This is a genomic window from Candidatus Eremiobacteraceae bacterium (assembly GCA_035710745.1).
Taxonomy (GTDB): domain Bacteria; phylum Vulcanimicrobiota; class Vulcanimicrobiia; order Eremiobacterales; family Eremiobacteraceae; genus JANWLL01.
The window spans coordinates 17887-35239 of sequence record DASTCX010000024.1 but is presented as its reverse complement, the minus strand read 5'-3'; the positions used below and the strand labels follow the sequence as shown (position 1 = coordinate 35239).

19 protein-coding genes are annotated in these 17353 nt (G+C 63.5%); 13 read left to right on the top strand and 6 right to left on the bottom strand.

Annotated elements, in window-relative coordinates; all coding sequences use genetic code 11:
* The 4 genes from VFO25_09550 to VFO25_09535 all read left to right on the top strand — a co-directional run.
* A partial coding sequence (locus VFO25_09550) for a hypothetical protein (protein HET9343143.1) occupies positions 1 to 189 on the top strand: 189 nt, incomplete at its 5' end.
* Between the two features lie 198 nt (positions 190 to 387).
* Positions 388 to 1488, top strand: coding sequence for a choice-of-anchor tandem repeat GloVer-containing protein (locus VFO25_09545; GenBank protein HET9343142.1), 1101 nt, complete (start codon positions 388 to 390; stop codon positions 1486 to 1488).
* Positions 1489 to 1586: 98 nt separating this feature from the next.
* Entirely contained in the window at positions 1587 to 2369 is a 783-nt protein-coding gene (locus tag VFO25_09540; GenBank protein HET9343141.1) for a zinc ribbon domain-containing protein, read from the top strand.
* 279 nt (positions 2370 to 2648) lie between these two features.
* A complete protein-coding gene (locus VFO25_09535) occupies positions 2649 to 2996 on the top strand; it encodes a hypothetical protein (protein HET9343140.1) in 348 nt (115 codons plus the stop codon).
* A gap of 3 nt (positions 2997 to 2999) precedes the next feature.
* Here the strand turns inward: VFO25_09535 and VFO25_09530 are convergent, their stop codons facing one another.
* Positions 3000 to 3350 carry a VOC family protein gene (locus VFO25_09530; GenBank protein ID HET9343139.1) on the bottom strand — a complete coding sequence of 117 codons (351 nt, stop codon included), beginning with the start codon at positions 3348 to 3350 and terminating at the stop codon, positions 3000 to 3002.
* Between the two features lie 365 nt (positions 3351 to 3715).
* On the opposite strand from VFO25_09530, the gene VFO25_09525 reads away from it, so the two are divergent.
* From VFO25_09525 to VFO25_09500, 6 genes are all read left to right on the top strand, one after another.
* A complete protein-coding gene (locus VFO25_09525) occupies positions 3716 to 5581 on the top strand; it encodes a diguanylate cyclase (GenBank protein ID HET9343138.1) in 1866 nt (621 codons plus the stop codon).
* A gap of 105 nt (positions 5582 to 5686) precedes the next feature.
* Positions 5687 to 6202 (top strand): zinc ribbon domain-containing protein, encoded by a 516-nt coding sequence (locus VFO25_09520; protein HET9343137.1) that lies wholly within the window; start codon positions 5687 to 5689, stop codon positions 6200 to 6202.
* A 4-nt stretch (positions 6203 to 6206) separates the two neighbouring features.
* Positions 6207 to 6590, top strand: coding sequence for a VOC family protein (locus VFO25_09515; protein ID HET9343136.1), 384 nt, complete (start codon positions 6207 to 6209; stop codon positions 6588 to 6590).
* Positions 6587 to 7702 carry a hypothetical protein gene (locus VFO25_09510; protein HET9343135.1) on the top strand — a complete coding sequence of 372 codons (1116 nt, stop codon included), beginning with the start codon at positions 6587 to 6589 and terminating at the stop codon, positions 7700 to 7702. Before VFO25_09515 ends, VFO25_09510 begins: the two co-directional genes overlap by 4 nt.
* Positions 7699 to 7998: a MoaD/ThiS family protein gene (locus VFO25_09505; protein HET9343134.1), complete on the top strand. Its 300-nt coding sequence runs from the start codon at positions 7699 to 7701 to the stop codon at positions 7996 to 7998. Before VFO25_09510 ends, VFO25_09505 begins: the two co-directional genes overlap by 4 nt.
* Before the next feature lie 75 nt (positions 7999 to 8073).
* Positions 8074 to 8844 carry a hypothetical protein gene (locus VFO25_09500; GenBank protein HET9343133.1) on the top strand — a complete coding sequence of 257 codons (771 nt, stop codon included), beginning with the start codon at positions 8074 to 8076 and terminating at the stop codon, positions 8842 to 8844.
* 103 nt (positions 8845 to 8947) lie between these two features.
* Here VFO25_09500 and VFO25_09495 read toward each other — a convergent pair whose 3' ends face one another.
* Positions 8948 to 10210 carry an alkaline phosphatase family protein gene (locus VFO25_09495; GenBank protein ID HET9343132.1) on the bottom strand — a complete coding sequence of 421 codons (1263 nt, stop codon included), beginning with the start codon at positions 10208 to 10210 and terminating at the stop codon, positions 8948 to 8950.
* A gap of 275 nt (positions 10211 to 10485) precedes the next feature.
* Here VFO25_09495 and rfbC point away from each other — a divergent pair, with 275 nt between their 5' ends.
* Positions 10486 to 10998, top strand: coding sequence for a dTDP-4-dehydrorhamnose 3,5-epimerase (rfbC, locus tag VFO25_09490; protein ID HET9343131.1), 513 nt, complete (start codon positions 10486 to 10488; stop codon positions 10996 to 10998).
* Positions 10999 to 11080: 82 nt separating this feature from the next.
* The gene (locus VFO25_09485) at positions 11081 to 12580 is read left to right on the top strand and encodes an amino acid permease (protein ID HET9343130.1); all 1500 of its coding nucleotides are present in this window, start codon (positions 11081 to 11083) and stop codon (positions 12578 to 12580) included.
* Here the strand turns inward: VFO25_09485 and VFO25_09480 are convergent.
* Both VFO25_09480 and VFO25_09475 read right to left on the bottom strand, forming a co-directional pair.
* A complete protein-coding gene (locus tag VFO25_09480; GenBank protein HET9343129.1) occupies positions 12558 to 13496 on the bottom strand; it encodes a hypothetical protein in 939 nt (312 codons plus the stop codon). The genes VFO25_09485 and VFO25_09480 overlap by 23 nt on opposite strands.
* 150 nt (positions 13497 to 13646) lie before the next feature.
* Positions 13647 to 14036, bottom strand: coding sequence for a hypothetical protein (locus VFO25_09475; protein HET9343128.1), 390 nt, complete (start codon positions 14034 to 14036; stop codon positions 13647 to 13649).
* Positions 14037 to 14119: 83 nt separating this feature from the next.
* Between VFO25_09475 and VFO25_09470 the strand changes: the two genes are divergently transcribed.
* Positions 14120 to 14443, top strand: coding sequence for a hypothetical protein (locus tag VFO25_09470; protein ID HET9343127.1), 324 nt, complete (start codon positions 14120 to 14122; stop codon positions 14441 to 14443).
* A gap of 4 nt (positions 14444 to 14447) precedes the next feature.
* Here the strand turns inward: VFO25_09470 and VFO25_09465 are convergent, their stop codons facing one another.
* A complete protein-coding gene (locus VFO25_09465; protein ID HET9343126.1) occupies positions 14448 to 15878 on the bottom strand; it encodes an NADH-quinone oxidoreductase subunit N in 1431 nt (476 codons plus the stop codon).
* On the bottom strand, positions 15875 to 17353 hold the full coding sequence (locus tag VFO25_09460; GenBank protein ID HET9343125.1) for an NADH-quinone oxidoreductase subunit M: 1479 nt from the start codon (positions 17351 to 17353) through the stop codon (positions 15875 to 15877). The genes VFO25_09465 and VFO25_09460 overlap by 4 nt, the downstream gene beginning before the upstream one ends.

The window sequence follows — 17353 nt, the reverse complement described above, 5'->3', positions numbered from 1 at the left end:
CGCGCCAGCGTCGAGTTCTTTGAGGATCGAGACGATCTGCGATTCGGTGAAGCGGCTCTTCTTCACGTGAGTCTCCTTGGCGGGCCTTACGCCCGAGAACTCACAGTTTCCGCCTGTCCGAAATCACCGCCTCAGGTCAGCGCAAGCCGTGAAATCGGACATTTGCTGACACCGCCGGGCAAATGCTAATAGCCTGGCGTAAGTAAAAAGCACTTAGGACAGAACTATTGCCCCGACGCTGTCAGAGCTACAATAGCCGCGGTCTCAATTGTGCTCCCCCGAGGTCTGATCATGATTCGCTTTCGACTGCGCTACGTTCTTGCGGTCGCATGCACAGCGACTCTCGCAACCTCGGCGTGCACCACCCGCTCTGCGGTCGTGGCACCAATGCCGTCGGGGCGCACAAGCGCGAATACCGAGAGCGTTTCGCCCGACTTCTATCGCGCGATCTACAACTTCAAAGGATCGCCCGATGGATCGTCGCCGTCCGGGAAACTTATCAGCGTCAACGGCACGCTTTACGGCACGACCGCTCTTGGAGGTACTTCGAGCCAGGCGGGAACGGTTTTCACCGTGACCACCGCTGGAATCGAGAATGTCATCCATGTGTTCGGATCTGCGGGCGACGGCGCCCAGCCCGAGGCGGGCCTTACCAGTCTTGATGGCACCCTCTACGGCACGACGTCGACTGACAGCAACGGTGGCTGCGGCGTGGTGTTCAGCATATCGCCCGAAGGTGTCGAGAACGTCATCCACCAGTTTTTCGGCAGTCCGGATGGATGCCAACCCTACGCACCAGTGATCGCTGTTAACGGCAGGCTCTTCGGCACGACGGAGCACGGCGGTGCAGGCTCGGGACGCTACGGTACAGTCTACCGCGTCACTACTTCCGGCGTCGAGAAGGTTCTGCACTCCTTCAAAAAGATTCCCGACGGTGCGATTCCCACCGCTGGTTTGGTCAACGTCAACGGCACTCTTTATGGTACAACGTTCTCCGGCGGCGCCAATTCTGACGGGACTGTCTTCACACGCACCGCAACCGGCGGTGTGAACGTACTGTACAGCTTCAAGGGCGGGAGTGATGGGCAGTATCCGGCTGGCGGGTTGGTCGGCCTCAACGGCACACTTTACGGCACCACCGTATCGGGCGGAGTCGGCAACGGTACGGTATTCAGTATAACGCCGGCGGGCGTCGAGAACGTGATCTACTCGTTCAAAGGCAACCCGGATGGCGCGGTGCCGCTCGGCGACCTCGCGGTGAAAAGCGGTCTGCTATACGGTGTGACGCTAGACGGTGGAAACGCCTGTCGCAAATGCGGAACCGTCTTCAAGATAACAACGACCGGCGTTGAGTCAGTCGTCCACACATTCGCGGGGCGCAACGACGGCAAGTCACCATACGGGGGGCTGGTGAACGTAGGCGGTAAGCTCTACGGCACGACGCTCGCGGGCGGCGCGTACTCGAATGGCATCGTGTTCGTCATCTAGCGCTCGGCCGAAGTAGTTGTCAGCTTGATCAAGCTACGATCACCGTTCCAAACGTTGGTTCTCTTTGGAATGGAGATCCTTGGTAACCTATATGCAAGGTGCGGCTGCCAGAAGGTACAGCGGTGAAATGCTCGATCTGCGGCGAGGATAATGCGCCGGGTTCGCGGCGTTGCCAGCGCTGCGGGGAGCAGCTTCAAGAAGCTCAGGCGGACACCGCCCCGAACTACACCTACACGCCTTCCCGCGTCCAGTTCTCGCTGCTGTTTCTCTTGTCGTTCGGCCTCTACGAGATCTATTGGCTCTTCAAAATCGCGCGGGTGATGGGCTACATCAAGGGCGACAAGAATCGGCCTTGGCGGCTCTTGCTGCTGCTGATCCCAGTGTACAACATCTTCGTCTACGGGCAGTTGTTCGGCGAAGTCGAGGATGAAGCGCGCAGATATGAGTCCGGTCCCGTTCCGTCGTTGCCGTTGCTCGCGTTCTGCGGCGCGCTGATGGGATGGCTCTTCCGCCTTCCCGCTACGCTGGACTTTCTCGGCGTTCTTTCGTTCCTGGCATACGCGGAAGTCCAATCGCACTTCACTCGGATGCAGCAGCTCAAGTGGCCGAACTCAACAACGCCTTATCGATACCGGTGGGGCGATTGGCTCGTCATCGGGGTTGGAGCGATCTGGATGTTGCTGGCGAGTCTTGGTTCGCTTGCGCCTACACCGACCGGTGAGTTACCGAACCCTTGGGGTTTGGTCTTGGCTCTCTTCGCGTCGATCGCCGGACTCGCAGTCATGTGGCGCGCCGATGCTCGGGACCGTTCTGCGGCCACTGCCCGCGCTACAACATCGGTGGAGGCCGGCGTGCCTGAAGAACCAACCAATGCCCCTTAGGCCGAGAACGGACGTGATCGACGCTGGGTTCTCGGCGCGCACCGGCGAACGCCACTCCACTCCGAGATGCGCACCCTTGATGAGAAGTCTCCCACACCGTCCGTTGAGGAGCAGCGCGCACGACTAACGCGCTGCCTCGCCTTATCGTCGAAATGGGTTGGCGTCTCTATCTACGTTGTTGCGGCCATCTTGGCGGTCGCAACGTGGCAGCCGTGGCCGACGACCCCAGTTTTCATAGGCGTCATTTTTGTGGGCGCGTACGGCGCGGTTCGTCTGTTCATGCACGTTATGATCGGCCTCGTCTTGTCCAAGGGGACCGACACAACCGAGTGGATGCGGCGCGGCGGACTCATGGCTTCACCCGAAGCGAGCGCGCGACCCGACGTAGCGCGGATCAACGCCGCGCTAGGCACACTACCCGCCGACTTTCCGCCTGAGGACCGCGACGCCGTCGAAGCGTACCTTGTGATGGGCGACGACGATGAGAAGCAGTTGTGCCGAGACCGGCTCATCCGTGAGTTCTACGAACGTGCCGGCTCGGCCAAGCTCGATTTCAAACACCGCAAGGCATACAATGCCCTGCGGCTCGCGCTGAGCCCGTGGGCAGACCTAGGCTCGGACGCGTGATCTTCAACCGATATTCTTTCGCTGGTGGATCATGAAGCTATTGCCTTCGGGATCGGTGCCGAACGACATGAAGCAGACCCGTCCCTCCATGACGTCGCTCAGCTGGACGCCGCGCGAGCGATAGTAATCGACCGCCTTCTTCGCATCAGGTACCGCGAACATGACACCGCCGCCGAGCGGAATATCACCTCCCGGCGGTTGGTAGATCCCGAACGTCGTGCCGTCGGGAAATGTGAACTCGGCTCCGTCAGCATCCTCGTCGGTCGGCTTAAGGCCCAGGACGTCACGATAAAACGCGACGGTCTTCGCCTTGTCGCGAACGGTAAAACCGAACAGGTCGACTCCCGTGATCATCAGATGAACTCCTTATGAGCAGCAGTTTCGAGATGTCGAGCAGAGCGTAGCACGCGATACATGACACTAACTGTCATGTATAACGCGAGCGGCGCGTATCGAAGCGAAACTAACCCTTCACGACATCTGCATCGAACCTTCACCCTCGGGCTGTAGGCTATCCGAGACGGCCCGAAGCGGTGCCGGCGTGAGATCCAGCCCTTGAGGCCGCACGATGTCATCCGTGGGGGACTCACCGGCCTCAACGCCGCCTCAACGCTTCGGGTCGACTCACTTCGCGCCTGAGTGTGACCCCGCTTGCACCCATGGTCCCCATCCCCTAGACGATAAGGATAAAGGGGCTATTTCACATTACGACACAATCGATGATCGCGAACCCCAAACTATTCCGAAGGCTTACGTCGATCGCGGCCGCGGCGGCTGCAGCCATCGGCGCGCTCGCCCTTTTCGGATGGACTCAAGGCGCGCTGTGGTTGACGAGCGTCGAGCCCGGCCTCGTTCCGATGAAGCCGAATACGTCGGTGTGCATCATGGGCCTGGCGATCGCCCTGGGCATCAAATGTCTTTGGCCGTCGTCTAAGCCCGCTGCGATCTTCTCGCAGCTCTTCGCTCTAGCAACCGCGACACTCGCGCTGCTCACCCTTGGTGAGTACATCTTCGGCTGGCACCTCGGCATCGACCAAGTCCTTATGCTCGATCAGACGCGCAGCGGCATCCCGGGCCGCATGGGCACGAATACGGCAATCGCAATCGCGCTCATCGGCATCGGCACTGCGCTCGAGGCGAGCGACGCCGACATCGTCATCCTCCGCGCGCAAATCGTGACGCTCGGCGCAGTCGTCGTCGCGCTCTTCACGCTCGTCGGCTACATGTACTCAGCGAAGTATCTTTACCAAGTGGCGTCGACGACGCCGATGGCGATGAATACGGCGATCGCGATCCTGCTGCTGTGCGGGGCGGTCCTCTTGTCGAAACCTTATAACGGTCTCATGGCGGCCGTCCACTCGGCCAACGGCTCGGGACTCATGCTCCGCAGCATGATCCCGGCAGCGATAACGATACCGGTCGTTCTCGGCTGGTTGGGTCTCAGCGGCGAGCGCGCCGGGTTGTTTGATGCGACCTACGGGATCGCTTTATTCGTCCTCTCGACGATCACCATCTTCGCTATTCTCATCGCCTTGAATTCGAGAAGCGTGCGCGCGCTCGACGCGACGAGGACCCGAGCGCAGGAAGACCTTCAGGCGGCGTTCGTCTCGGTCGAGCAGCGCGTCGTCGAGCGGACGCAAGAGCTCAACGAGGCGCTCGCGCGGCTTGCCGACAGCGAGCACCGTTTCGAGCTCGCGACCGAGGGGTCGAACAGCGGCGTCCTCGATCTCGACATCGCTTCGGACACATTGCATTGCTCGCGGCGTTGGAACGAGATGCTCGGCCGGCGCGGCGATGAGTCGCTCAATACCGCGGCGTTCATCGAGCTCGTCCATCCCGACGAGCGCAAGGACGCGATGAGGGCGCTGCTCGCGCACTTCAAAGGAACGACCGAGAGTTTTTCGATCGAGGTCCGCATGCGTCACACCGACGGGACCCATCGATGGATGCTCAGCCGCGGCCGCGCGCTTCGCGACGAAAAGGGACGCGCGATCAGGATGATCGGGTCACAGACCGATATCAGCGAGATCAAAGCGCTTCAGGAAGCGCTGCGCGACGCCTCCATCCGCGACGGCGTCACCGGCTTGTACAACCGCACGCATTTCATCGAGCGCCTCAATGCCGCGACGCACCTCGCGGTACGGCACGACTTGCCGCTCAGCTTCTGCATGTTCGATATCGACCATTTCAAGCAAGTCAACGACACGTACGGACACGTCGTCGGCGATGACGTCATCCGCGCGGTCGGCGCAGCGATCGCCGCGGAGATCCGCGCAGAAGACGTCGGCGCGCGTTACGGCGGCGATGAGTTCTGCATCATGTTCGAGGGCACGCCGGCGGCTGGCGCCGGGATGTGCCTCGAACGGATCAAAGCACGCGTCGAGAACACGCCGTTCTTCAGCAAGGACGGACGTCGGTTTTCGACGACGCTGAGCTTCGGCGTGAGCGATCTCGCTGACAGATCGGTGCCGGAGCTCATCGAAGCGGCGGACCGTGCGCTTTACGAAGCGAAAAGCCGCGGGCGCAGCCGGATCGTCGTGGACACGTACGCCCCGTCCATCCGCAAACACGCGCAACGCGCGTAAACGCCGCCCGACCATCGGCTCCAAAGGAAGGCCTCCGCGCAGCGAGAACCGCTCGTGACCGCGGCGTCGGTCTGATCCGATGCGGCCGTTCGTTTGGGAGGATCCATGAGCAATTGTACTTCTTGCGGAGCCGCGCTCGCCGACGGCGCCGCGTTCTGCCCGGCGTGCGGCAAATCGACCTCGACGTCGATGCCCGTTCGGCAAGCGGCCGCGCAGGCGCAGAGCGCCGTCATGAGCCTCGGCGCCGAAAAGCTGACAACGCTCGTCGGCGGGATCGTGGGCGCGATCGGAACGCTGCTGCCGTTCTATTCGGTGCCTGCAGAGATGAGCGACGTGACCGGCGGCTCACCGTCGATGGTCGGCCAGGGCGGAGTCGGATGGCTGGCATTGCTGATCGCGGTCGGGCTCGGCGCGCTTCCATTACTGACGACGGTGACGCGGATGTTCGCGATCGCCGGCTTCGGTCTGGCGATGGCCGTGCTCGGTATTCTCATCGGCGACCGCACCATCTCATTCATGGGCCAGTCGATCCCGATCGACTTCGGCGTCGGGTTCTACTTCACGGTCGTCGGTTTCTTGGTGCTTGCGTACGCCTACGGCAGGCGTGCGAACGAGGCGTGATATCATGAGCGTGACACAGGAAGTGAAGATCAAGGGCATCGATGTGGCGGTGTATCTCGTCAAGGACGTCGCGCGCGCGAAAGCCTTCTGGCGGGATAAGATGGGCTGCGACGTGTCGTCCGAGTGGGGCGATATGGGCGCCGAGTTCGAGTTCCCCGACGGCACGACGTTCGGGCTGTTCAAACCGGACGATCAAGAGTGGCGTCGAGGCGGCGGGCTCATGTTCGCCGTCGACGATCTCGATGCGGCGGTCGCGCAGTACAAGGCGCGCGGCGTCAAGCTCGACGACGACGGGGCGATCGAGGACACGCCTGTCTGCCGCATGGCCTTCGGCGAAGACAGCGAGGGAAATTATTTCATCCTTCACCAACGTAAGACTGAGAGATGAGCCAAGTACGAGTCTCGGTGGGCACGCGCAAGGGTGCGTTCGTCCTCACGGCTGACGGCAAACGGAAGAACTGGGAAGTGAGCGGGCCGTTTTTCGCGGGCTGGGAGATCTATCACGTCAAAGCGTCACCCGCGGACCCGAAGCGGCTATATGCATCGCAGTCGAGCGGCTGGTTCGGCCAGCTCATCCAGCGTTCGGATGATGGCGGCAAGACTTGGGAACCCGTCGGCAACGAGTTCAAGTACGAAGGTACGCCCGGAACGCATCGCTGGTACGACGGCACGCCCCATCCGTGGGAATTCAAACGCGTCTGGCATCTCGAGCCGTCGCTGACCGATCCAGATACGGTCTACGCCGGCGTCGAAGATGCCGCGCTCTTCAAGTCGACCGACGGCGGCAAGTCGTGGGCGGAACTGCCAGCGCTGCGCAACCACGCATCGGCGCCCGGCTGGCAGCCCGGTGCCGGCGGCATGTGCCTGCACACAATCATCATCGATCCGAAAGATCCGAAGCGGATGTACATCGCGATCTCGGCGGCCGGCGCGTTTCGCACCGACGACGGCGGACAGAGCTGGCGTCCGATCAATCGCGGACTGCGCTCCGAGCAGATCCCCGATCCAAACGCCGAGGTCGGACATTGCGTGCACCACATCGCGATGCACCCGACGCGGTCCGGCGTGCTCTACATGCAAAAGCACTGGGACGTCATGCGCAGTGATGACGGCGGCGATTCTTGGCGCGAGGTGAGCGGCAACCTTCCCACCGATTTCGGGTTCCCCATCGACGTCCATCCGCACGATCCCGAGACGATATACGTCGTGCCGATCAAGAGCGACTCCGAGCACTTTCCGCCCGACGGCAAGCTTCGCGTCTATCGCAGCCGCAGCGGCGGCGATGAGTGGGAGGCGCTGACAAACGGGCTGCCGCAGCGCGATTGCTACGTCAACGTCCTCCGCGACGCGATGGCGGTCGACACGATGGAGTCGAGCGGCGTCTATTTCGGCACGACCGGCGGACAGGTCTACGCATCGGCCGATGCGGGCGACTCGTGGGCGCCTATCGTGCGCGATCTGCCGCCGGTCTTATCGATCGAGGTGCAAACACTCGCGTGACGGTGCGGGTCGTGCTGCCGGCACATCTGCGCACGCTCGCGAAAGTCGACGGCGAAGTCAAGATCGACGTCGATGCACCTGTGACGCAACGTTCGATCCTCGACGCGCTCGAAGACCGCTTTCCCGTTTTGCGCGGCACGATCCGCGATCACGTGACGCAAGAGCGGCGAGCGCTCGTCCGCTTCTTCGCCTGCATGGAAGACCTGTCGCACGATTCACCCGACGTACCGTTGCCCGACGAGGTCGCCCGCGGCGCCGAGCCGTTCATGGTCATCGGCGCGATGGCGGGTGGATAGCGGGACGGCCTAACGAGCCGGGGCTTTGGTCGGCTTGCGTCCACCGCCCACATGTTCTATTATGATGCCAGTCACATGCGAAAGCGCCTGGCGCCGCTCTGCGGCATCCTCGCTCCAGCCCTCGCGATAGCTCTATTGGGAGCGTCGCCGGTGCCGCAATTGCCGGTGCCCCAAGGCGCTGCGACCATTTACAATCCGGGCAGCGGCGACTCTTCAGGTTTCCGCATCGTCATCCAACCCGATGGCCACGCCGTTTCAGTCGACGGCGCCGGCCGCTCGGCGCTCGAACTGCAAAACGATCTCTCCGATCGCTTCTTCGCGGATCTGCGAAGCGCGTCGACCGCCGGCAGGAATCCGACGGCGCAGTGCTCGACCGGCGCGACGCCCGTGAGCGATGACGTGACGATCAAGTGGAGCGGAAAAGCGTGGTCGGGCTTGAGCTGTGCGACCGATGCGCAGTTGCTCGCGTTGGCGTCGGACGCTAAAGCGATCGAGCGGGCCTTGTACGTCCAGACGTATCGCGCTCGCCCGATGTACGTCTACATCGGCGCGAACGGCCCGCAGTATTCCGGCGGTGTCTATGGGACCGCGGCGTTGTATGCGCCGCAGAGCGGCTACTCGACGTTCGGTTTCTCAGGCGGCTACTCGACGAGTCCGTATAGCGGCTATCCGTCGGGCTCGATGCCTTCAGGTTCGCTTCCGACCACCAGTCTCACCGGGAGCCTGCCCTCGGGGTCGCTGCCGCTCGGAAATCCCTACACCGGATTGCCGACCACCAGCCTTCCCGGCGGTAACCCGTTCGGGGCCAGCCCGTTCGGCGCGTCACCGTACAGCGGCGGCTTCTAACAAATACGTCTGAAATCGGGAGCGGTCGAGATTCATCTCGACCGCCGCGGTTCTATGTGTTCAGATGGAGCGGTCGACCTTTATGGTCGACCGCCGCGGCCTATCAGCCGTTGAGGTCGTTTTCGATCGCGCCGAGCCCTGGCGTTTCTTCGCGCACGTCCGGACGAGAGTCCGGTCGGCCATCGGTGTTTGGATCGAGCATCTGACCTGACAAGAAGAGCCGCTCGATGAAGGCGTTGACGGCGTCGGTCGAAAGGAACTGGTGATCGATCGAGCCGGGAACCGCCACCATCGGCCCGTAGAGGATCATCGGCGTTCGGATGCCGTAGCCGTTCGCGTCGACGAACGGCGGCTGGACGTGATCGTAGAAGCCGCCGAAGTCATCCCAGTTGATGATGATGAGCGTCGACGGCCCGTCGGGCCCAGCCTCGATTTCGTTGATCTCATGCTGCACCCACAGCTGCCCCTGGACGAGATCTGCCGCCGGATGGTCGCTCGTGTTGAACGACGGCACGACCCACGACACCTGCGGCAGCGTTCCGGCCGTCGCGAACGCGTCGAACTTCGCACCTGGGCGGACGTTCGTCGTTTGGCCATCCTCCTTCACCGTGTCGAAGTTGGGGAGCGGATTCCACAAGCCGACGACCTTGTACGAGTTGTCCGGAGAGAATTCGCCGTCGTTGTCCTGGGGCGACAGGAACGGGTGGCCGCTCGCGTAGACGAAGTAACCCCAACTGACACCGGCCTTGTGGAGCAAGTATGTCATGTCGGTCCAGGCGAAGTCGGGATTCGTCTTGATCGCGATATCGTTGTTCGATATGCAGCTCAACGGCTGATCGAGGCCCGTGCATTTCGCCGACCAGTTGCTCACCATGTAGAGATGCGCCATGGTCGAGAACGACGATGAGGCCTCGAAAAAGTTGTCGGCCAAGACGCCGTTTTGCGCGTAGAAGCAATACGTTGGCAGCTCGTCGCACGTATGGTAGCCCATGACGTCCTTGTCGTAGGCGCTGGCGACGAACCCGTCCATCTTGCCGCCGTCTATGTCGGCCCGCTCGGCGGTGTCCGAGTGCGGGCCGCCATGATTGACGGTCGAGGTGTCGTGAAACGGCAAGACGCACTCGCCAGTCGACGGATCGGGGTTGCACACGACGTTGGGCGAGTTGATCCCGTTGACGCCCGGATACGTGCCGAACATCTCGTCGAACGACCGGTTCTCCATCTCGAGGATGACGACGTGGCTCACCGACGTTATGGAATGCTTTGCGCTCACCAGCTCAGGGATGGGCGCGACGGCTTGGGTCGCCGACTGCGTGCAGCCGCACAACGTCGCTGCGATGAACAGAGAGATGAAAAGGTGTCGCACGGAGTGGCTCCCGGGAAAGGCCGAGTCGGCGGTTTTCGCGCGCTCGCCGCGCGGCCCTCTCGCCGCTCGATCGTCATATCAATTGTCGCAGCTCGCATTAGCCACCGATGAACTCTCGAAGCGGCCAAGCTTTGTAGCGGTCGAGCTTTAGCTCGACCGACGCGGTCTGAAAATGGAGCGGTCGACCTTCACGGTCGACTGCCGACGACCTTTCCTCTTGGTGAGGCCGCGGCGGTCGAGATGAATCTCGACCGCTCCCCAGGAAGCGCGGGCCGATGCTGCGGGTCAAAGACACCTCGTTCTCCGACGCGAAGATCTACGTGCCCGACGTCTTCCACGACGATCGCGGTTATTTCAAAGAGACCTACTCGCGCGAGAAGTACGCCCAGCTCGGCATGCGCGACGAATGGATGCAGGACAGCGTTTCCCGTTCGGTCAGAAACGTCGTGCGCGGCATGCACTACGACATGCGGATGGCCAAGCTCGTCCAAGTCCTCGTCGGTAGGATCTTCGACGTGATCGTCGACATCCGCGAAGGATCTCCGACCTACAAGAAATGGGAAGGCTTCGAACTGACCGCGGCCAACCATCTGCAGCTGTACGTGCCGCGCGGTTTTGCGCACGGCTTTCTCGCACTCGACGACGTCAACGTCGTCATGTACAAGATGACCGCGCATTTCGATCCGGCGCACGAGCGCATCCTCAGCTGGAAGGATCCATCGGTCGGCATCATATGGCCGCTCGAAGGGGTACCGCTGCTGTCGCGCAAGGACGCAGAAGCTCCGTAAGGGCACGCAGCGGCCGCAAGGTCGAGCCGTTCGCTGCGTTTAATGAGCGGCGAACTGCCGACTCGTAAGGAGCCGCTCATACATGGCGACCGCCCCGGCGAAGCCGTCTGGCCCGCCTCAAACAGGCTTGTTCATCACGCGAAGCATGGATGCTCTCGCGCAGCAACCCGAAGGCACCGCGGAAAGGCCCGCGTTACGACGAGCTCTCGGGCCGTGGGCGCTCATCGCGCTCGGCCTGGGCAACATGGTCGGCGCCGGCATCTTCGCGACCGTCGGCACCGGGATCCACAACTACGCTGGTCCCGCGATCCTCATCTCGTTCTTGATCTGCGCCGTCGCTTCGGGCTGTGCGGGGCTTTGCTACGCCGAGTTCGCGTCGATGGTCCCGGTCGCAGGCAGCGCGTACACGTACACGTACGCGACCCTCGGCGAATTCTTCGCGTGGCTCATCGGCTGGAATCTCATCCTCGAGTACGGCATGTCCGCCGCCCCGGTCGCGACGACGTTCTCCGCGAACATCCAGATCGCGTTGACGTCCATCGGCGTCAATCTCCCGCACTGGGCGATCGGTCATTACGACCCGGCGAACGGCACGTACTTCGACGTCATCGCTTTCCTCTGCGTCGTCGGCTTCTCGATCCTGCTCACGCTCGGGGTGAAGGAATCGGCTGGCCTGACGAACTCCATCATCGTCATCGTCAAGATGGGCGTGCTCGCGTTCTTCGTCATCATCGCGCTGCCGCATCTCAACGCCGCGAACTTCACGCCGTTCATCCCGAACGGCTGGTACGAGAAGGGCGCATCGGCGCTGTTCCCCGTCATCGGCATCATCCCGGGCGCTTTCTACGCGTTCTTCGCGTTCATCGGCTTCGACTCGGTGACCGTCGCCGCCGAAGAGGCGAACAAGCCGAAGCGCGACGTTCCGGTCGGTGTGCTCGGGTCGCTCGCACTCGGTACGCTGTTCTACACGGCAGTCGCGATCGCGCTCATCGGGCTCCAACCGGCGACGAAGATCGATCCGAACACGCCGCTGCCGACCGCGCTCGCGGCCGTGCACCTCGGTCAGTGGGCCTGGACCGCGATTCTCGGCGCGGTCCTCGGCACGTCGTCCGTCGTGCTCACCGCGATCTACGGGCAGAGCCGCATCTTCATGGTCATGGCGCGCGACGGGCTGTTGCCAAAGGGCATCGCGAAGATCCACCCGCGTTTCCAGACGCCCGCTCGCATGACGCTCATCATGGGCGTCGTCGTCGGCATCATGGCAGGCACGTTCTCGCTCGACACGCTGCTCAGCTTCGTCAACACGGGCACGCTCAGCGCGTTCTTGCTCGTCTGCCTTGGCGTGGTGATCTTGCGACGTACGCAGCCAGAGCGCGTGCGTCCCTTCAAGACGCCGTGGGTGCCGTTCGTGCCGCTCGTCGGCGTCGTCTTGTCGCTGCTTCTCATGGTGTGGGGAACGGATCTCTTCATCTGGATCCGGTTCGGCGCGTGGATGGTCATCGGACTGCTCATCTACTTCGCGTACGGTTACCGCAACAGCGAAGAGCGGCGAGCCGCGCTTAGAGGCGGGGCGGCGAAGTAGCTGCGGGCGGGTCGTTCGCCTTCGAGCTCGTCGCTCCGATCGAGCCGGCATCGAGCGCGACGAGATAGTGCTGGCGCTCCGTGAGCGTGCCCGTGCTCTTCCCTTGCGAGCTGATAGCGAGCTGCGACGCCACCGCGATGTCCATCGACACCGCGCGCCGCGCGGCCGGATCGTAGTCGCAGCGCAACGTGACGTGCGACGTGCCGACCGCGTCGCCGAGCGCGATGCCGTCGTTCGTGACGACCGGCTCCTTGACCGGAGCGGTCCCCGTCGCCGTCAGCGTGTAGACGAGCACGCCGAGCACTTTGCGGCTGCCGGTTATCTGGAAGCGAAGCCGCGGTTGCGCGGTCATACCGAACAGCGCCATCCCGAGCTTTGCAGTCCACGTGCTACCGATCGCAGGTGTGAGACCGCCATCGACCGCGCGATCGGCGAGGAACGCGAGCGGCAATAGGAATAGGCCGCCGAGCGTGCTCCCTTTGCGATCGCGGACGTCGCCTTCGGGCGTCACGAGCGTCCAGCCGGTGCCGCGCTGCGATGGTGACGATCGTCCTTTGAAAGTCGCGACGATCGAGCCCGACCGGTGGAGAGACAGCCCGCTCGCAGCGACGCTCTTGATCGCGATGCGCTCGCGGCCGAGGAGATCGGTCGGCGTCGCCGCTTGTTTGACGCTCCGTCCGAATGGATCTCTTCCGACGATCGCCTGCGACAGCGTGCCGTGCAGCAAGTAATCGTAGACGTCGCCGGCGACGTGCGGTCGCGGCGAGACGCCGACGAAAGGAAGCGACGATCCGCCGTCTGCGATGCTGATGGCCGGCGAGCTGACGAGCGCGACGGCGCCTATCGATGCGATCGCGAGCCAAAGACCGGCGACGCCCGGCCACAACCGGACGTGTCTATCTCTTTGGAAGGGCACGACGCTTTGGGTTTGCGTCTGGCGTTTCGACTCCTGGCATACGATATTGACACGGGACACACTCGCGGGACGAGTGTGGTATGCCGAGCGAAGCTCGGCACTTTGTTAGGCCGCGGCGGTCGAGATGAATCTCGACCGCTCCCAGAAACTTTAGTGCTCTTGGATCGTGCGGATTTTCAGCGCGGGTTCACCACATGCGCTAAGAATGCGATCGTCGAGCGATCCGGTGACGACCACCATGTCGCCGGTCGGGAACAGCGCGACGTCGTCCGCGGCGGCATCGAGCACGATGCGTCCGCCCCACGGCTCACCGCGATGCGTCGAGTACTGCACGAAGGAGCATTGACCCGCCGGCGACGAGCGCACGATGCGCCCCGAGACCCACGAAAAATCCGGCGCGTGACCGAAGGCGGGATAGTCGCCGGCGACGATCGGCAGCGTCGCGCTCGGCGCCGGCGCTGCATCCGTTCCCGCGCCGTCGCGCGCGCAGGAGCACGCTAACGCGGCGAGACCGACGACCCAAAGACGCATAGGGAACACTTACCCGCCGTTCGCGACGTCAGTCGCCCTGACCCGCCGCGGATGCCAGGCGCGCATGTGCGGGCTTTCGAAGCGCGCATGACATGACGCCGAACGCCGACCTCATCCTCTTCTCGTACTCGCTCGTGATCGTCGGGTTCGTCACCGGCTTGCAGATGTGGTATGTCGGCGGATTGCGCAAGCGAGCCATGCGCTTCGGCGGCGCGCCCCTGCGCGCTCAGACGCTGCGCGCCGCAGGCGCGGTGTTCTCGATCGCCGGCGGCCTCGCGTTCGCGGTCATGGCGGTCGAAGTTCTATCGGGTGCCGCCGGCACCGACATCCGGGCGTTCATCATCGCGACGATCGTCATACCGCCCGTCGTCTTGGCCTACAACGCGTGGCGCGATCGCGAAGAGCAGCCGCGATAGTGGATCAGGTCGCGAAGAGCGAGTAGAACAGCTGCGGCAGGACGCCCATGAGGACGACGCCCGCGACTCCCGCAGCGACCGCTATCCAGGGCACGAGTGCGTTGCCGGCGGGCGCAGACGCGCCGTCTTCCAGCGGTGAGAACATCGCCCACACGACCTTGAGGTACACGTAGAACGACACGAGCGTACCAAAGACGAGTACGACCGCCATCGCGATGCCCCATGGACCGGCGGCAACCGCCTGTCCTAGTAGCAGCACCTTTCCGATAAAGCCGGCGGTCGCCGGAATGCCGGCGAGCGAGAACATGAAGACCGTCATGCACACCGCGACCCACGGCCGGCGCCAGAACAGACCGCGATACGATGCGATGTCCGCGACCGACTCCGATCCGTCGCCGACGAGCGCGATCACGGCGAACGCGCCGAGATTCATGAACGCGTATGCCGCGAGGTAGAAGACCATCGCCGAAAGCCCCGACCCGGTGACGCCCGCGAGCGCGAGGACGATGTAGCCCGCCTGCGCGATGCTCGAATACGCGAGCAGCCGCTTGAGATTGGTCTGCGCGATCGCGCCGACGTTGCCGACGATCATCGATAGGATCGCGATCGCCCACAACGGCGCGAGCGCAGGCACGTCGTGTCCGAAGACGACGTAGACGAAGCGTGCGAGTACCGAGAAGGTCGCCGCCTTGACGGCGACGGCCATGAACGCGGTGACGGCGATCGGCGCTCCTTCGTAGACATCCGGCGTCCACACGTGGAACGGCGCGAGCGCGAGCTTGAACCCCACGCCGACGATGAAAAGCGTGAAGCCGGTGATGAAGAGCATCGACGGCGACGCCGCGGCGTGCGCGATATCCGTCAGCGCGACGCTGCCGCTCGCGCCGTATAGCAGCGCCGATCCGTAGATGAGGAAGCCCGATGCGAGCGACCCGAGCAGCACGTACTTGAGCGCCGCTTCCTGAGATGCCGGCCGGCCGAGGCCGGTGCCGGTGAGGATGTAGAGCGCGAGCGAGAGCTGCTCGATCCCGAGGAAGATGACGATGAGGTTCGCCGCGCCCGCCATGATCATGCCGCCGAGCGCGCAGAACACGAGCAGCGAAGAATAAGCGGCGGGGCTGGCGCCGTCCTCGGCGTCGCGGACGAGCGAAAGCAGCAGCGAGCCGATGAGCGCGACGAGGATGATGGCGTCGAACGCCCACGAGAATCGGTCGCTTGCGAACGCGCCGACGAACGTCGTCGCGGGGTGGCCCACCTGCAGCGCGACCCGCACGAGCGATACAAGGCTGCCGGCGATCCCGATCGAGTAGAGCATTCGGCGCGTCGCTCGCCTCGTCACGAGATCGACGAGCAGGATGAGCAAGCCCGTCGCGACGAGCGCTGCGAGCGGCGCGACGACTCCGAAGTCTATCTGCGGTGCGGCGATCTGCGTCATGTGCGAGGCACCCAGTAAATGGTCGGATGCGAGGTCATCCCTGCGGGAGCGGCTGTCTTCGTGGTGAGCCAACCAGGCCAGACGCCGAGGAAGATGATGGCGGCGAGCAGCGGCGCGACGACCAGGATCTCGCGCGGCCGCAGCTCGATCGCCGCGGGTGCGCTTGCCGGCACGCGATACTCTCCGTGCATGACCGCTTGGTAAAGCCGCAGCGCGTAGACGCTTGCGATGACGATCGCGAGCAGCGAGAGCGCCGTCACGACCGGTTGCGTCTGCCACGATCCGACGAGGATCAAGAACTCTCCGGCGAAGCCGGATAAACCCGGCAGCCCGAGCAGCGCCATGGCAGCGATGAGCAGCAACGCCTGAAGCCGCGGCGCTTTCGCGGCAAGCCCGCCGAAAGCGAAGATATCGCGCGTCCCCACCCGCTCCTCGATGAAGCCGAGCATGATGAACAGCGCCGCGGAGATGAGCCCATGGCTGACGATCATGAGCACGCTCGCGGGATACGACGTGACGTCGAACGCGAAGAGCGCGAGGAGCACGAGGCCGAGATGCGACAGCGAAGTGTATGCGACGAGCGTCTTCATATCGGTCTGCGCGAGCGCCGCGAACGCGCCGTACAGGATCGAGACGAGCGCGACGCCGAGCATGAAAGGCGCCCAGGCGTGCGCCGCGTCGGGGAATAGCGGCAGCGCGAAGACGATGAACCCGTAGAGACCGGCCTTGCTTTGGACGCCGGAGATCATCGCGACGAGCGGCGGCGGCGATTGCGTGTACGTCGGCGGCATCCACGCATGGAACGGGAATGCCGGCGTCTTCACCAAGAAGGCGATCGCGAATGCGCCGAACAGCCACCATTGAAGCGCGGGGGCGACGGCAAACGACGTACCGAGCACCTCGAACGTGTGCGTCACAACGACGAGCCCGACGACGCCGAGGAGAAGCACGAGGCCGCCCGCTCCGTTGTAGATGAGATACGCCCACGCCGCACGGCGCGCATACGGGTCGCCCGTGTATCCCGCGAGCAAGACGAATACAGGGATGAGCATGAGATCCCAGTAGACGTAGAAGACGAGCAGATCCGCGGCAGTGAACAGCCCGAGCAGCGTCGACTCGAATGTCAGAAGCAAGAACATGAAACCGCGCTGGCGCTGCGCATCGCCGTACGACCATGCCGCCCAGATCGCCGGCACGGCGACGAACGTCGTGAGCAAGACGAACCAGATGCTTGTCGCATCGACGCGCACGTGATACGCCGCGGTCCAAGGCCCGACGATCCACGGATGAGTGCTCGACGTCGTCTCGGTGCTGCCGAGCATGAAGAATCCGGCCGCGAAGCCGATGCTCATACCGAGCGTGAGGACCGCGCCGAGGATCGGCAGGATGCGCACCCATTGGTTGCCGCGCGGTACGAGCAGCGTCAGCAGGCCGAATGCGAACGGCACGAACGGGAAGACGTCGATGAGCTGCAT

Bases quoted from the DNA above. Each gene is read 5' to 3' on its own strand.
- VFO25_09545 (HET9343142.1), top strand. From the start codon at position 388: ATGCCGTCGGGGCGCACAAGCGCGAATACCGAGAGCGTTTCGCCCGAC.
- VFO25_09535 (HET9343140.1), top strand. From the start codon at position 2,649: ATGCACGTTATGATCGGCCTCGTCTTGTCCAAGGGGACCGACACAACC.
- VFO25_09530 (HET9343139.1), bottom strand. From the start codon at position 3,350: ATGATCACGGGAGTCGACCTGTTCGGTTTTACCGTTCGCGACAAGGCG.
- VFO25_09525 (HET9343138.1), top strand. From the start codon at position 3,716: ATGATCGCGAACCCCAAACTATTCCGAAGGCTTACGTCGATCGCGGCC.
- VFO25_09520 (HET9343137.1), top strand. From the start codon at position 5,687: ATGAGCAATTGTACTTCTTGCGGAGCCGCGCTCGCCGACGGCGCCGCG.
- VFO25_09515 (HET9343136.1), top strand. From the start codon at position 6,207: ATGAGCGTGACACAGGAAGTGAAGATCAAGGGCATCGATGTGGCGGTG.
- VFO25_09510 (HET9343135.1), top strand. From the start codon at position 6,587: ATGAGCCAAGTACGAGTCTCGGTGGGCACGCGCAAGGGTGCGTTCGTC.
- VFO25_09500 (HET9343133.1), top strand. From the start codon at position 8,074: ATGCGAAAGCGCCTGGCGCCGCTCTGCGGCATCCTCGCTCCAGCCCTC.
- rfbC (HET9343131.1), top strand. From the start codon at position 10,486: ATGCTGCGGGTCAAAGACACCTCGTTCTCCGACGCGAAGATCTACGTG.
- VFO25_09485 (HET9343130.1), top strand. From the start codon at position 11,081: ATGGCGACCGCCCCGGCGAAGCCGTCTGGCCCGCCTCAAACAGGCTTG.
- VFO25_09470 (HET9343127.1), top strand. From the start codon at position 14,120: ATGACGCCGAACGCCGACCTCATCCTCTTCTCGTACTCGCTCGTGATC.
- VFO25_09465 (HET9343126.1), bottom strand. From the start codon at position 15,878: ATGACGCAGATCGCCGCACCGCAGATAGACTTCGGAGTCGTCGCGCCG.
- VFO25_09460 (HET9343125.1), bottom strand. From the start codon at position 17,353: ATGCAGCTCATCGACGTCTTCCCGTTCGTGCCGTTCGCATTCGGCCTG.